The sequence below is a fragment of the Chryseobacterium sp. PTM-20240506 genome (assembly GCF_048296755.1).
In the GTDB taxonomy this organism is placed as follows: domain Bacteria; phylum Bacteroidota; class Bacteroidia; order Flavobacteriales; family Weeksellaceae; genus Chryseobacterium; species Chryseobacterium proteolyticum.
The window spans coordinates 1,478,172-1,491,647 of sequence record NZ_CP182581.1; the positions used below are offsets into that span (position 1 = coordinate 1,478,172).

The window sequence follows — 13,476 nt, forward strand, 5'->3', positions numbered from 1 at the left end:
TTTTTTTAGTTTTTAATCACTTTCTGATTGCTCAGAAATTGTTTCGTTTTTCTTTTTTCTTACTATCCGTTTGTCCACGCTAATTAATCCAAGCTTCTCCATGCGATCTCTATAATAAGTTGTAGAGTTATTAAAACGGTCTTTTATAAACCGGTTGAACTCCTTTACAACCATGAAATCTCTGTATTCAAACATTTCGTTGACAAACCTGGTATAGATTTTATTCTGATCTACAGGCCGTCGGTTCTTTTTCTCTTTCAAATAATTGTTACTCTTGCTTAAACTTTGTTCGTTAAGAAGCCTTTGTTTTTCCTGAAGGGTTTGTTTTCCATCGTTCAAAACCCTTGTGTAAGAATTAAGTTTGAAAAATTTACTCATCTAATCATCTGGTTGTTTAAGTTCGTCTAATGCTAAAAGATAGATCCCAATTGCTAAGATTTCAGAGTTATTATTTGTTTTAGTATTGATATCTTCCATTTGATTTTTCCACTCGGTAAAATCTATGTCCGGATTCTTTTTTTTAAACTTTTCGTAAGTGATTTTGTGAGCTTCAACCTGGTTACTTAATTTTACCTGCAGGAACTCTACAGAGTCAACATCTGAGAAAGCATTTTGAACTGTTTTTTTTATGTGTTCTATGTCCATTACCTTTGATGTTATTTTGTTTTTTTTATCTCTACAGTGATATCAGAACTTATTTTCACGATATCATTTTGATTGTAATGAATTGGTTTAGCCTTGATGAGATCAACAGAATTATCTTGAATAAAGGACATACCAATTATTTCTTTATGTAGTAATTCAAAATCTATAATACACCCCTTTTCAAATGTTATTAATTTTCCCATAGGAGTCTCTTCAATACTATATTTTCCGTTATTTTTCATTCCTTTGGTTTAAATATTTGTTTTCCACATACTGAACAAAAAAAAGTCTTTCGCAGATCTTCTTCATTTCCACACTCGCATTCACGCCATATTTCATGATTATGATGTTTAATAAGTTCATCGATTGGAATCCCATTTTCTTCGCAAATCATGAATTCTTCTATATTAAAAGGAAAACTGTTTAATGTTTTTTGCATCTCAACAAACTGCCTTATAACCGAATCCATTTTAAACCTCTTTTTGTAGTTTAATAATCTCTATTTCAGTTTTCTGAACATTGACCATCGTATTTGTAATATCACAAATTGCCTTTGCTTGTTGTAAAAATGTGGGATCTTCTTTAACTTTCTTTAAAGCCTCCATTAATGCATCTTTTATTGAAGAATTTTCTTTTGGAATTACTGCAAATGTTTTTCTTTCTAAATCACTTCCAGGGGGATAAGATCCTTCATCTTTCTCCTCTGAAATCATGTTTAAAAATTTATCTCGTATTTCATCCGGATAAAACTGAAAGGTTCTACTATCCGTTACAATACAAATATTCCCGGCAATCTCTTTGTACTTTTGAATTGTTACATTTTGCTTTTGATAATAAATTTTCTTTCCTACTAGAGATTCTAATTCTGTTTTAATTGTGTTATCCATTAGTATTTGCTTTTTCTATTTTGTTTATCTGCCTTTTTAACGCCCCTTTAAGTAGTATTACTTGACGAAGATCTTCCGGAAATCGATTCATTGTATTTCGGCTCATCAATTCAGAGTTAGAAATACTCTCTAAATTTTCGATCCTGCAGTCAGTTGATATTCCATTTCTGAAAACTATATTGTACCCCTTCTTAACTTTTCCATTCTGACTCTCCCACAACCAAACATGCTTAAAAATTAATTTCCTTTCGGTGGGTATCTTTATCATCCAATATTCATTGCCAGTTCCATCTTTTCTTAACACTTCATCCCAATCTTTTTTTGCATTATGTGGAATATGCTCTTTCTTAAAAAAAGTATGTTTATATCGTTCATACAATTCAGGACTCATTTTTTTACCCTTATTAGGTGGTACTTGGCCTTTTCTAAACAATCCTGCAGTTTTTCTCTGCACTCTCAATTCGGTTGGAATTTCGAGCCCCAGATGCTTCAACCTTGTTGTTATTCCAGTAAATGATCTTCCAATTAATTTCCCTATTGTCTTAACTGGTAATGTCATATAGTTCTCTATAATTATCCGATCTTCTTCTTGAGTAAAAGTTGTTCTTTGATACTGTTTTTCCACTTGCCACTTTTTCTTAAGTTCTTCCGGTACACTGATCATATTCTCTTTATAAACTCGCCTAACAACGGATCTTGAAATTAAAAGAGTCTTTGAAATTTCATATGATGACATTGTAAATGCGTGATCGATAATGAATTTTTCTATTTCCGGAGTTGATACTTTCTTGTTCATTTCAGTTAAAAATTTTAAAAAACCCGACCGGAATATTCCAGCCGGGTAAACTAATAACCATGAAAACTCAATTAAACATGAGAATCGAGGCAAATAGAAGATTCGAACTTCTGATCATCCGGATTGCAGCCGGCTCCCTTGGACCACTCGGGCAATTTGCCTTTTAAAAACCCGGCCGAAACCGGGTAAAAACTAATAACCATGAAAACTCAAATTAAACATGAGAATCATAATATAAGCGCAATTTCCGGTAGCTAACTTATATTGTGGAAAGAGGCGGAATCGAACCGCCGACGGCATGGATTTTCAGTCCATCGCTCTACCTACTGAGCTACCTTTCCGCCAAACACTTTGAACGCCGCGCTGATTAGGATAATAATACTTGAAGATTAAAAACTAACACGTTATACAATGATATTATCCCTTTCGAAAGTGTTTTTTGAATTTATTTCCTTAATATGTTGGCTAAACTTGAAAGTGCGCTCAAAGAATTATTTTTTTGTGTTGCACTTCTTATTTTATCAACTTCAACAGCTGTAGTAATTACTTTCTTAAACAAATCATCCTTTTCAAAAGCTCTAAATAACCCATAAGATAAATCACCCGGTGCTCCTTGCATACCTAGCACGACTTGAACATCTGCACCTTCAATATCACTTTCTTCTCTAACAAAAAAGATCATTGACAAACCTTTAGGCGCCTTACCTAAAACGTCTTTAAACTCTTTAAAAAAATCTTTAACATTTAATTTTACTTCACATCCTTCTTGTTCTCTGTTTTCTTGATTTTCCATTTTTAAAAATTTTTAATTAGTGTGTTTTATGATATTGAAGCTGATTATTTCTCCAGCTTTATTTTTTACCGGGATCTTTTGAATAAAATGCTTCCACTTTATTTTATCTATAACTAGTAACATTTTTTGACCTTCTTTCGGTTTATGAAGAGTTCTCTTATTTACTCCAGAATCAATTCTTCTTTGCCGTCTATTAGGAGTATTTCCAGCTCTAAATATTGGATAGTTTATTTTCGTTGGTTCTATGAACTCAGAGGTTTTATTTTTAATTCTACTCATAACTTGATTGATTAAAAAAAGGCATTGCACTCCTGGAGCTGGCTTTCACCCTTCATGCCTTTTTAGGAATAATAATATTTAGCTATTTAGCCGGTATTTTTTCTGTTAAAACTTGGTTCTCTTCATAACCTTCCATTTTAAAAAATTCAAGAGCAGCCTTTTTCGTTAGATTAGAATTTGGATAAGGATCTTCATTATATTTTTTCACAAAGTTGTAAACAGCTTGAGGAACCACCCCTAAGGCAAAAGACAAGCCCAATCTAAACTTAACATCTGATTCTAAACGGCTAATAATTTCTTTTTTAATATAAAATGTCATACGTTATTTTTTATCTGAATTGAACAAAAATTCGTAGTTTTGTTTGAATCTTTATACAAATGTAAATAAAAGTTCGCGAACTTTTACCAAACTTACCGAACTTTTTTTAATTTAAATTTACCTATAAAATGAACAAAGCTGATAATCAAAACGTTAACGATGATATTATTGACTTAATAAGAGAGAAAGTTAAAAAGTATGGGTTTTCAAATTATCAGATTGCCAAACTATCTGGTCTTTCAGATGTAGGAATTGCTAAAATACTGGATGGAAGATCAAAAAATCCTAGTGAGAAGACAATCTCAAAAATTCAGAATGCAATTATTAAGTACGAAAAGGATTTAAAAGAGCCAGTAACATTAAACTCTTTAAATGAAAAGCTGGATTTTATCATTGGATTGTTAAGAGCTAACAATTTAGAAATTGAGCTGATTTTTGAGATATTAAAAAACTCCTCCGGAAGTTCGGAAGAGTTAAAAAAGTTAGAGCAAAATGTAAAAAACAAGCAATTTTAATTCATTGCTAATACAAAATTTACAGTCTCTTTAATATTAATTTCTAGTATAGGTCTATCACTTACGGATTTACAGATAAAATCAAGTTCGTTAAACCCCACTTTAAGTTCTTTAATTTTCATTTTTACGAAAAATAAAGTTTCAAGGTATTCCTGCCTCGAAATCTTTCCTTCATAGAATTGCTTCTTTGCAATTTCATAAAGTTTCTCACATATATCAATTTGTTTTTTGGTCATAGCTTTTTAAATATTCAAATTCTTTATCAACTTTGTCTTCTAAAAGTAACAGAGTCTCAAGATATTCTTGTCTTGAAATCTTTCCTTCATGAAATTGCTTATTTACAATGTCATAAAGTTTTGCGTACATATTAATTTTCTTTTTTGTCATAGTTTTCTAAATATTCAATTTCTTTATCTACCTTCTCTTCTAAGAAAACTAACCGCCATAAGCGTTTTATTTGTACTCCTATGATGTACAATACTATTGCTAATCCTCCAACTATTATTTTAAAAATATAGTCTGAAGAAAATTCAATATTCTTTTCCAGGAATAAAAACCCTAGTAGCATTGAAAGATTAACGTAAATTAAGACAATATATGATATCGGCCAAGGTTTTAATTGAGCAATGCCCGCGACTAATGTAGCTTGTATACAAACGGTGCAACTCCAAATGGCCACGGAGAGATTGGCAAAGCGATTTAATTTTATCGCTTGAGTATCGATAAAGAAATCGAGAAAAACGTCTGTATAAGGAATTAACGCAACTAAAATCATTAATGTAGTAGAAAGCACCTTATTGGTGCTTCTACTAAATTTATTTAATTGATTATTTTCTTGGGGGGGTTGTAATGTCTTTTGGATCCACTTCTTCGGCTGGATCCGTGGGTCCAATTCCAGCTGCTGATGAGATGTTCTTGACAATAATCGTGTCCGAAGCAGACTTGCTAGAGTTTTGTTCATGTTTTAGTTGTATTTGTTTTTTAGATGTTTCGTCTTTTACAACATTTTCAACTTCCCTTTCGCATGATACTACCGTTAATAAAATAGCAGTTAAAAAAAATAATTTCTTCATAGTTTATATACTTAATATTTACTTGTTCAAATATATAAATGCTTGAAAAAGTATGAAAGGACTGAATAGTTGCCGAACAAATGTAAAACTTCCCGAACTATTATACAAATATTTGTTCAAATAAATGTGAAATATTAACTTTGATCAAATTACGTGATAAAAGGCCTTTAGCTTAATGTCCTAATTTTGTCACTATAAAAAATTGCTCTTTTAAAATCCCTGATGAATAAGGCATTTGAAGGCCTTATTAAAAAAATGTCATAATCCTGTCGAGGTCACAAACGCCCAAATGGCTCTAATTTAATCCAAATTGAGCCATTTTTTTGTTCTTAATTTCAGAATAATCCAGAATAATATTTGTTTAAAGCTGTAACTGACCTATTTAAAAATTCTTAATGTGGCAATTCATTACAAAATATAGCTCATTATTTACCTATTTTAGGTTTCCTATATTGTCGAAAATTAACTTGTATGAGTGATCAGAAATTTTTGGAAGAGGAAATAAAAAATGTTAATACCGGAACAAAAAACGCACAACATCATTAAATGTTTGGAGAATATTATTATCTCATTATACGCCAAAGGTATGATTGTGAGCGATATCGATGAGAAGGTTAAAGAACTATACGACTTTGAAATATCTTCCTCTGCTATTTCCATAATTACCAATGCCGTTGCTACCGAAATGGTGAGCTGCCAAAACCGCCCCTTAGAAGATTTGTATTTAATCGGAATCGTATTCGATGTTCGTGAAAACTCCAAGGTCATTAACAAAACCATCTATTTGGCAGTAGGATTACATCGGAAAGTAAAATTACCACTAGAATGCTTTCAAAGAACTAAAAGATATGGAGCTGAATAAATTGGTAAAATGCATCGTTTGTCCCGAAACACCTGTTTTAATCGAATATGAACCGACAGAATGCTGCCCAACTTTCGGCAAAATTATCAATGAAATGATTAATTGGGGAAGAGAACACAGAAAAATTATTATTCTTGATAAGAAAATTAATTAAATTAAAAGAAATTATCATCTTCAATTAAAACGTTTTTACTGCTTTTCACAATAAATAATTTTTTCCCTTTCCATATTAAAAATCAATTCATTATTAATTTCCATCTTCTTAATAAGTTGAAAAAAAGAACATAAATAGTGATAAAGAAGTACTTAACTGCACTCAAATTTTAGAACTGCTTTAAGCGAAAGGATAAATTTAGAAGATTAAATTTTATGTGTTTCAAGTGCCCAGTTCTCAAAAAGTATTTTGCCTGTATTGTATTGCCCAGTGGGAACTAAAAGTGAAGTAGGAACAACAAAATGCATATACTTATTTTCATTGTCTATAATCACTTTTTTATCCTGACCGGTAATTTGAATATACTCAGAGACAAAAGCCTCCATTTTGCCACGTCTTGGTCCTGCAATTTCAATGGTGTTATTTTTAGGTTCTTCCAAAGAAAATTGTACTATGAACTCGGCAACATCATCAAGTGCAATTGGTTGATAGTCTAAGTTCGAAACAAAAACTTTATCCCCTTCTCCCTGAACTTGGATGATGGCTTCCACATGTTCGTGAAATTGTGTTGACCTAATTATAGTGTAAGGTATACCTGAGTTTTTAATAGTATCCTCTTGAAGTTTTTTTGCTCTAAGATAACCGATTTCCAATGCATCATCTGTTCCTACAATTGATAGAACGATATGATGCTTAACACTAGCATTCAATTCTGCTTTGACAAGATTCTTTCCCGCAGTCTCAAAAAATCGAAATGCATTTTCTCCTTCGGGAGAAGATGAATTTGATAGATCTATTACTATTTCAGTTCCGGTCAAGGCTTCCTGAAGCCCTTCACCAGTAAGGATATCAACACCTTGTGATGGCGAGCCAATCACCACTTTATGACCAAGTTTTTCCAATTTGTTAGTTACAAGCCTCCCTGTTAGACCTGTACCTCCTACTACTAAAATTTTCATATCTGATTTATTTAATATTGTAAAGTTTTTTAAAATAAACTGCGCACTTGAACACCAAAGGGATTTTCAAACCAATATCTCCAATATCCATCGGCTCCTCTTTTAGCATAATCATTAGATGTTCCTCGCATACATATTTTTTCACCATTATTCGCAATACCCGCTATACTCCAGTCCAAGATTAGTGATGCTAGATTGCCATCTACATAAACATTCCTTGTTGTAATTTTGATTGGCAATCCGAATTTAAAGAAGCAGTCCAATTCTCGCGCAATCTCCAATCTTCCTCTCCGAGGCTCACCGTTATCACTAATAAAGATTGCATCCTCCTCATAGAAACGAAGCATAGTCTCCGAATGGAAAGAATTCATATGAGCAAGAAAAGAGTCGACTATTCCCTCGGGAGTTTTTGACAATGAGAATACTGAGCTTTCAACAAAATTCTGTCCAATCATAAGACTTAAATTTTCTTTAGAAGTAATTTTTTTGTCTTACAAAATTGAGCAATTGGCATATGCAACGCCACTCACAAATTAAGGTAAAAGGTGGACAAAATAAGGAACAATTTTAATGATCTAAGATTTGGTCTGAGTTTTTAGCGTATTTCTTCCGATATTCACTTGGCGAACAACCTGCTTTTTTACTGAACAGTCTAATGAAATATTTTGTGTCTTGATATCCCAGCTGATAGGAAATTTCCTTGATACTTACCTCCGTATAGTATAGCAATCTTAACGCTTCGTTCATCACTTCCTTTTGAATCAGTTCCGAAGCTGATGATCCAGTCACTTTTTTTACTGTATCGCTTAGATGTCCAACAGTAATATTAAGCTTTTCTGCATATTCAAATGGACGCTTAATACTCCGGAAATGTGATTTTACAAGATTCCTGAATTCCTTTGTGAGACTGATAGAACGTAGACTGATACTTTCGGGATTAATGAATAATTGACGTTCGTAGCACAAAACTGCCTGTTCAATAAAAGCTGAAAGCAATGGTTCTTCAACTTGCCTGTAAGCGATATCGTTCAGATCTTGTAATTTCATCATTGAATCAAAGATTGTTCTAAACCAATCCCGCTCATTATTAGAGAGAGCGATAATCAAGGTTTCCTCTAACAAATTATCCAAACTGGTTTGTGCCGTTCTACCGATATGACGGCTTTCAAAAGACAGATAACAACCGGTTGCGCTAAGAGTCTCTAGAATCTGATGAACTTGTCCAGGAGGAGAGATAAAAAGTGTCCCCACCGGCATTGTTAAATGCTTAAAATCAAATACAACTTCAAGCTGATCAGCTTCAATTAGCATGCAAGTATAATGGTCGTGCCTGTGGGGTGAAAGTGCTTTTATAATACCTGGTGTAGATCCGTTCCAAATACCAACAGCAATCCCACTGCTGTAATCCATTCTATTTAATGTAATTGAATCGTTTTTAGGCATAACAATTTCTTTGCACAACTAATTTAGTTTTTCTTTATTTAATAGTGTATATTATTCAATACTAAAATTAAAGAAGCTGACGAAATCTGCAATTTTTTCATCCGTCACAAAATTAAAAAACATCTATTTTTAACAGTTATCTAAAATTCCAACGTTGCAAAAAGACAGAATTTATAAGTAAAACAAAAAAATTAAGTATATCGTTGCCTTTTATCAGTTGGACTTTCAGTTTATGAATCAATGAATTATTTAAACTTCATTTGAATTGTTTAAATAAAAACAGGTAGTATAAAGTAACAAGCAACTTTTACTATTTCAAAAAATAACTGTTACCTTTACATCTTCTTTAAAACTAAAATAGTTATGCAAGGCAATACAGCGTACAGAAAGAAAATAATCAGATCCAGCTATGTCAAATTAACCGGGATATCTATTATCGTTAGTATTATCTGTTGTCTTATATCTTATACTTTAAAACATTTAACAGGACAGGTACAAGAATACCTCTTTGAACAAATTATAGCCACGGAAAACAAATTGTTAATCTTTTTACCAAGTGTAGGTATTACAACAATCTACTTCCTACGTAAATATTTCTTTCAGAACAGAAAAAATAAAGGAATTAAAGAAATATATACTACCCTGGAAACAAGAAAAGATCATCTTCCTTTTTTTAAAATACCTTCTCATTGTGTTAATGGCTTTTTAACAGTGATTTTCGGAGGATCTACAGGAGTAGAAGTGTCAACAGTAGTTGCCACCGCAACAGTTGGTAATCAGGCCTACAAACATTTGCATAGTGCTTGGGCCTACAAGACGGAACTGATATGTGCAGGTATTATAGCGGGTGTAACCGTACTCTTTGGAAGTGCGCTGGGCGGTTTTTTATTTGCATTTGAAGTTATTGCACGTAAATACAATAAAACCTTACTGATCAGTGGAATTAGTTCGATGATTGTAGCTCATCTATTTGTACATTTTTATGACTCAAATCCACTATTTACATTTAAGGTACAGGACTGGCGTTGGCAATCCATACCTTTTGCTATGATACTAAGTTTAATCGGAGGTATATTTGCGCTTTATTTTACGAAAATTGTCATCTACGCAAAAACATTTTTTGGTGGGATTAACAACAATTTCATCCGTGTAAATTTAGGTGCTATAACTGTTGGGGTATTTATCTTTTTTCTTCCGGCTTTATATGGTGATAGTTATCACGGACTTGGTAAAATCCTCGAATGTAGTTCGTACGACATCGTTAATCTCGCATATTTAATTCCTCTGGTTTTGCTTATCTTCATAAAGCCATTGGCGGCTTCCCTCACTCTCGGTGCAGGCGGTGACGGCGGTGTATTTGCCCCTAGTATTGTTACAGGAGCGTTTTTAGGGGTATTTTTTGCCCAATTCTGCAACCATTATTTAGGTACCAATCTTGTGATTATTAATTTTGCGTTATTTGGAGCAGCTGCCATGCTTTCCGCAGCTATTCACGCCCCTCTTACTGCCATGTTTATTATTTCCAGTATAGTACCGTCTGGATATCTATTGCTGTTTCCTTTGTTCATCAGTAGTGTTATTTCTAAAATTCTGGCAAAGAAAATCTATCCTTACAATGTGTATACTTACAAAGAATTTTCAAGCAGCCGGAACGTAATAAATTGATTAAAAGTACCGTACGATATTTAAATACAACAATCATATCAATAACATCTTCTTTGTTTATATTGGATTATTACATTTACTAAAAAATTAATTTGCAAAAACTCTACAACTACAAGTGATTAAATATTAAAATCGGGGTTACTAATTCCTTTTTGATTTGGCTCAAACGAAGTAAATCATCGATAAAAGTGTTTGAAGATACGCTCGTCTTGGTCACCAAAGCCAAAAGGCGCCAACTGAAGACAGTTGGCGCCATTTTTATTTTTTTAGTTTGGCATATAATGAATATACCAAATCGCGCTTTTACTTTAGAATAAAAATTTGTGTGCTGATAACTGCATTGATTTAAAATAATAACCACTTGCATTTTTTTTATTTGACACATCAAAAAATATAGGTATCAAAATTCTTAAGGAACAAGTGTCGTAAAAAGATAAAGGAGAAAAATCGAAATCAAAACTAATCCCTGCATAATATTTGTACGTCCTGTTGCCAGCGAAATCGTAATGATAAATAAAGATAATCCTAACAAAAGCATCGATTTTAAATCTACACCTAGTGTCATCCTGAAATCACCTATCACTGAAGACACAGCTACAGCCGGAATACTCAGACCAATACTTGCTAAAGCAGATCCAAAAGCCAAATTAAGGCTCGTTTGTAAACGATTATTATATGCAGCACGGATTGCGGCAACTCCTTCCGGTAATAAAACAATTCCGGCTATAATAATTCCAACGATAGATTTGGGGGCTCCTACTTTGAATACAAGATTATCAACATCTTTTGAAAGATATTTAGCTAATAGAACGACAATTCCCAGACATAAAATCAAAAATATAATACTGTAAAACATCATCTTTCGAGTGGGCTTTTCAGGAAGGATTTCATTCTCTTCATTCTCATCATCACTATTTTTAGGAATAGGCGCAATGAAAAAAGCACGGTGTCTAATCGTCTGAACCATTGTAAAACCTATATACAGTAATAGACAGATAATAGATATAAAGATAAGCTGCAAAGATGTATATTCTCCTTCACTGTGACTTGTCGTGTAATTGGGTAAAATAAGAATAAATACAACAATCACAACAAGTGTAATCATTGCAGTACTCACACCCTGCAGTGTAAAAACCTGTTGTTTATAACGGATTGATCCAACAACAATACAAATACCAATAATCCCTGTAAGAATAATCATCACAGCAGCAAAGACCGTATCTCTTGCAAGGCTGATTGTTTCCAAACCTTTTGCACTCAGCATTATCGAAATAATAAGAGAAACTTCTATCACGGTTATTGCAAAAGCCAAAAGTAAGGTTCCATAAGGTTCACCTACCCGATAAGCAATGATTTCCGAATGATAAACCGCTGCTAAAACGGCTCCTATAAGAAAGAAAGTGAGGATCAAAGAATATAAATGTCCCGTTAGCGAATAATGCAGCAAATAAGCTATCCAAGCCAATATTGGGACAATTATCGTCCAGCCTAAAAGATAGATCTTTTTTTTCATATATTTTAATTATCCGATGATTGAAAACTTTGGTGGGTAAAATCAGATAACATAATAGTCGTTTAAAGTTGTTATAAAATGATAATCAATAAATCTTTGTGAAGCCTTGCACAATTCCAACAATTCTTCATCATTGTGGTATTCAAAATTAAAATCGTCAGGAACATCAATTGTATATTCCGTTATTATTTCTGTATCCAGAAGATCGATTGCCATCAGATCATTAAATGAACTAAGCATACTTTTTTCTTTCAGAAGAGGCATTTTCTGCGTGATAGAGTTTTTAAATTTATATAATATAATTGTTTTCATTTTTTTATTTTTTCTTTCTCGAAGGTAACAAGCTGCATTCTAATAGACGAAAGATATTGCTTTAGATCCTGAACCGTAATATCTTCCTTATTTATAGACATAAACAGAGGCGTTTCATTCAACAGGAAATACAATTCTGGATGTGAAGACTGAATTTTACCCGTCACTTTAAAAATCTTTCTTGTAAGATTCTGTAAATTATCCGGTGGTCTCATATTTTTTTATTTAAATGAAGCATAACATAGTAGGATATTTTCAAATAAAAAAGGACAGGGGCTTTAAAAGCACCTGCCCCTTTTTCTATTAAATCCATCAAAACATATGTACTATTTCTCAGGATTTAATATGCTCATTATGAAAGTTGAGTATTATTAAGAATCTTAATAACCTCTTCACGGCTTTTGCTTAGTTTATTTTCTAATCTTCCCAGCAATTCATTTTCTTTTCCTTTTTCAAGCACTAAGTCTGAATCTTTAAGCTGTGAAAATTTTTCTTTTAATTGTTTCGATTGTTCTTTCCAATCTCCTGTAATTTTAAAAGCCTCATTAGCTTTATTGTGACTTGTATTCATAATTCGAATTTATATGTAACAGAATTATTACAATCCAAAGATGATCTATTTTAATCTTATCCTGTTATACATTTCTAAAGTAGATTTGCATATATCATACATTTTATAAGTCTTCTAAATTTTTCAGCCGTTTTTGCTTCAGTTGCTTATAGAAAGAAGGAGAAAGTCCGGTTATTTTTTTAAACTGGTTGGAAAGATGCGCAACACTGCTGTAATTGAGTTTATAAGAAATTTCAGTAAGATTGAGTTCATCATACAAAAGGAGCCCTTTTACCCTTTCCACTTTATTGATAATGATAAAGTGCTGCAAAGTCATACCTTTCACTTCAGAAAATGTGTTGGCAAGGTAAGTGTAATCATAACCAAGCTTTTCACTTATATAATCTGAGAAATTTTCTTTAGGAAGAGATTCGGAATAATGGATCATTTCTGTGACTGCATTTTTTATTTTTTCGATCAGAATGCTTTTTTTATCATCCAATAACTCAAGTCCGGTTTTAAGGAGATTTTCTTTTAACAGCTGTCGTTGTTCATCCGTAATATCATCCAATATTTCTATAAGTCCTAGATCTACTACGGCATTTCTGATATTCAGTTTTTCAAGCTCCTGATGAACCACCATTTTGCAGCGCAGGCTTACCATATATTTTATATATAACTTCATAATCCTTACCGTATTTCGAGTTTGTC

Annotated in this window: 23 protein-coding genes, 2 tRNA genes and 1 pseudogene; 4 read left to right on the forward strand and 22 right to left on the reverse strand. The window is 32.5% G+C overall.

Translation table 11 applies throughout. From position 1 onward, the window contains the following. Positions 1 to 12 precede the first annotated feature (12 nt). The 11 genes from ACNFU2_RS06590 to ACNFU2_RS06640 form a co-directional block, all read right to left on the reverse strand. A complete protein-coding gene (locus tag ACNFU2_RS06590) occupies positions 13 to 378 on the reverse strand; it encodes a hypothetical protein (protein ID WP_418124287.1) in 366 nt (121 codons plus the stop codon). Continuing rightward, a complete protein-coding gene (locus ACNFU2_RS06595) occupies positions 379 to 645 on the reverse strand; it encodes a hypothetical protein (RefSeq protein ID WP_418124289.1) in 267 nt (88 codons plus the stop codon). An 11-nt stretch (positions 646 to 656) separates the two neighbouring features. Continuing rightward, positions 657 to 887, reverse strand: a complete 231-nt coding sequence (locus ACNFU2_RS06600; protein ID WP_418124291.1) for a hypothetical protein — start codon at positions 885 to 887, stop codon at positions 657 to 659. After that, positions 884 to 1,114: a hypothetical protein gene (locus ACNFU2_RS06605; RefSeq protein ID WP_418124293.1), complete on the reverse strand. Its 231-nt coding sequence runs from the start codon at positions 1,112 to 1,114 to the stop codon at positions 884 to 886. Before ACNFU2_RS06605 ends, ACNFU2_RS06600 begins: the two co-directional genes overlap by 4 nt. Position 1,115: 1 nt before the next feature. Continuing rightward, entirely contained in the window at positions 1,116 to 1,532 is a 417-nt protein-coding gene (locus ACNFU2_RS06610; RefSeq protein WP_418124295.1) for a hypothetical protein, read from the reverse strand. Then, the gene (locus ACNFU2_RS06615; protein WP_418124297.1) at positions 1,525 to 2,328 is read right to left on the reverse strand and encodes an HNH endonuclease signature motif containing protein; all 804 of its coding nucleotides are present in this window, start codon (positions 2,326 to 2,328) and stop codon (positions 1,525 to 1,527) included. The genes ACNFU2_RS06610 and ACNFU2_RS06615 overlap by 8 nt, the downstream gene beginning before the upstream one ends. An 87-nt stretch (positions 2,329 to 2,415) precedes the next feature. Next, positions 2,416 to 2,489, reverse strand: a tRNA-Cys gene (locus ACNFU2_RS06620). Positions 2,490 to 2,595: 106 nt separating this feature from the next. Next, positions 2,596 to 2,669 (reverse strand) — tRNA-Phe (locus ACNFU2_RS06625). A gap of 104 nt (positions 2,670 to 2,773) precedes the next feature. Beyond that, positions 2,774 to 3,121, reverse strand: coding sequence for a hypothetical protein (locus ACNFU2_RS06630; RefSeq protein ID WP_418124298.1), 348 nt, complete (start codon positions 3,119 to 3,121; stop codon positions 2,774 to 2,776). Positions 3,122 to 3,133: 12 nt separating this feature from the next. Next, positions 3,134 to 3,400, reverse strand: coding sequence for a hypothetical protein (locus tag ACNFU2_RS06635; RefSeq protein ID WP_418124300.1), 267 nt, complete (start codon positions 3,398 to 3,400; stop codon positions 3,134 to 3,136). 82 nt (positions 3,401 to 3,482) lie between these two features. After that, positions 3,483 to 3,719, reverse strand: a complete 237-nt coding sequence (locus ACNFU2_RS06640; protein WP_418124302.1) for a hypothetical protein — start codon at positions 3,717 to 3,719, stop codon at positions 3,483 to 3,485. Positions 3,720 to 3,847: 128 nt separating this feature from the next. On the opposite strand from ACNFU2_RS06640, the gene ACNFU2_RS06645 reads away from it, so the two are divergent. Further along, positions 3,848 to 4,234, forward strand: coding sequence for a helix-turn-helix domain-containing protein (locus ACNFU2_RS06645; RefSeq protein ID WP_418124304.1), 387 nt, complete (start codon positions 3,848 to 3,850; stop codon positions 4,232 to 4,234). On the opposite strand, the gene ACNFU2_RS06650 is transcribed toward ACNFU2_RS06645, so the two are convergent. The 3 genes from ACNFU2_RS06650 to ACNFU2_RS06660 all read right to left on the reverse strand — a co-directional run bounded on the left by ACNFU2_RS06650 (position 4,231) and on the right by ACNFU2_RS06660 (position 5,307). After that, positions 4,231 to 4,470: a hypothetical protein gene (locus ACNFU2_RS06650; protein WP_418124306.1), complete on the reverse strand. Its 240-nt coding sequence runs from the start codon at positions 4,468 to 4,470 to the stop codon at positions 4,231 to 4,233. The two genes, ACNFU2_RS06645 and ACNFU2_RS06650, sit on opposite strands and share 4 nt — an antisense overlap. Before the next feature lie 131 nt (positions 4,471 to 4,601). Further along, a complete protein-coding gene (locus tag ACNFU2_RS06655) occupies positions 4,602 to 5,009 on the reverse strand; it encodes a hypothetical protein (protein ID WP_418124308.1) in 408 nt (135 codons plus the stop codon). A gap of 52 nt (positions 5,010 to 5,061) precedes the next feature. After that, on the reverse strand, positions 5,062 to 5,307 hold the full coding sequence (locus ACNFU2_RS06660) for a hypothetical protein (RefSeq protein ID WP_418124310.1): 246 nt from the start codon (positions 5,305 to 5,307) through the stop codon (positions 5,062 to 5,064). 508 nt (positions 5,308 to 5,815) lie between these two features. Here ACNFU2_RS06660 and ACNFU2_RS06665 point away from each other — a divergent pair. Together ACNFU2_RS06665 and ACNFU2_RS06670 are read left to right on the forward strand one after the other, a co-directional pair. After that, positions 5,816 to 6,121: pseudogene (locus ACNFU2_RS06665) on the forward strand (transposase); the annotation flags it as partial. A gap of 34 nt (positions 6,122 to 6,155) precedes the next feature. Then, a complete protein-coding gene (locus ACNFU2_RS06670) occupies positions 6,156 to 6,323 on the forward strand; it encodes a winged helix-turn-helix transcriptional regulator (protein WP_249413646.1) in 168 nt (55 codons plus the stop codon). 206 nt (positions 6,324 to 6,529) lie between these two features. On the opposite strand, the gene ACNFU2_RS06675 is transcribed toward ACNFU2_RS06670, so the two are convergent. From ACNFU2_RS06675 to ACNFU2_RS06685, 3 genes are all read right to left on the reverse strand, one after another. Continuing rightward, positions 6,530 to 7,282, reverse strand: a complete 753-nt coding sequence (locus ACNFU2_RS06675) for an SDR family oxidoreductase (protein WP_056015209.1) — start codon at positions 7,280 to 7,282, stop codon at positions 6,530 to 6,532. A gap of 29 nt (positions 7,283 to 7,311) precedes the next feature. Continuing rightward, on the reverse strand, positions 7,312 to 7,737 hold the full coding sequence (locus tag ACNFU2_RS06680; protein ID WP_273648380.1) for a YybH family protein: 426 nt from the start codon (positions 7,735 to 7,737) through the stop codon (positions 7,312 to 7,314). A 112-nt stretch (positions 7,738 to 7,849) separates the two neighbouring features. Beyond that, complete coding sequence (locus ACNFU2_RS06685; RefSeq protein WP_056015211.1) at positions 7,850 to 8,725, reverse strand: AraC family transcriptional regulator; 876 nt, start codon at positions 8,723 to 8,725, stop codon at positions 7,850 to 7,852. Between the two features lie 363 nt (positions 8,726 to 9,088). Here ACNFU2_RS06685 and ACNFU2_RS06690 point away from each other — a divergent pair, with 363 nt between their 5' ends. Then, complete coding sequence (locus ACNFU2_RS06690; RefSeq protein WP_062672582.1) at positions 9,089 to 10,390, forward strand: chloride channel protein; 1,302 nt, start codon at positions 9,089 to 9,091, stop codon at positions 10,388 to 10,390. A gap of 409 nt (positions 10,391 to 10,799) precedes the next feature. On the opposite strand, the gene ACNFU2_RS06695 is transcribed toward ACNFU2_RS06690, so the two are convergent. The 5 genes from ACNFU2_RS06695 to ACNFU2_RS06715 all read right to left on the reverse strand — a co-directional run bounded on the left by ACNFU2_RS06695 (position 10,800) and on the right by ACNFU2_RS06715 (position 13,450). Further along, the gene (locus ACNFU2_RS06695) at positions 10,800 to 11,903 is read right to left on the reverse strand and encodes a calcium:proton antiporter (RefSeq protein ID WP_418124313.1); all 1,104 of its coding nucleotides are present in this window, start codon (positions 11,901 to 11,903) and stop codon (positions 10,800 to 10,802) included. A gap of 42 nt (positions 11,904 to 11,945) precedes the next feature. Then, a complete protein-coding gene (locus ACNFU2_RS06700) occupies positions 11,946 to 12,215 on the reverse strand; it encodes a heme oxygenase (RefSeq protein WP_418124315.1) in 270 nt (89 codons plus the stop codon). Continuing rightward, the gene (locus tag ACNFU2_RS06705; RefSeq protein WP_418124317.1) at positions 12,212 to 12,430 is read right to left on the reverse strand and encodes a hypothetical protein; all 219 of its coding nucleotides are present in this window, start codon (positions 12,428 to 12,430) and stop codon (positions 12,212 to 12,214) included. Before ACNFU2_RS06705 ends, ACNFU2_RS06700 begins: the two co-directional genes overlap by 4 nt. 137 nt (positions 12,431 to 12,567) lie before the next feature. Beyond that, positions 12,568 to 12,786: a hypothetical protein gene (locus ACNFU2_RS06710; protein WP_105700755.1), complete on the reverse strand. Its 219-nt coding sequence runs from the start codon at positions 12,784 to 12,786 to the stop codon at positions 12,568 to 12,570. A 103-nt stretch (positions 12,787 to 12,889) separates the two neighbouring features. Further along, positions 12,890 to 13,450, reverse strand: coding sequence for a helix-turn-helix domain-containing protein (locus ACNFU2_RS06715; RefSeq protein WP_418124320.1), 561 nt, complete (start codon positions 13,448 to 13,450; stop codon positions 12,890 to 12,892). Positions 13,451 to 13,476 lie beyond the last annotated feature (26 nt).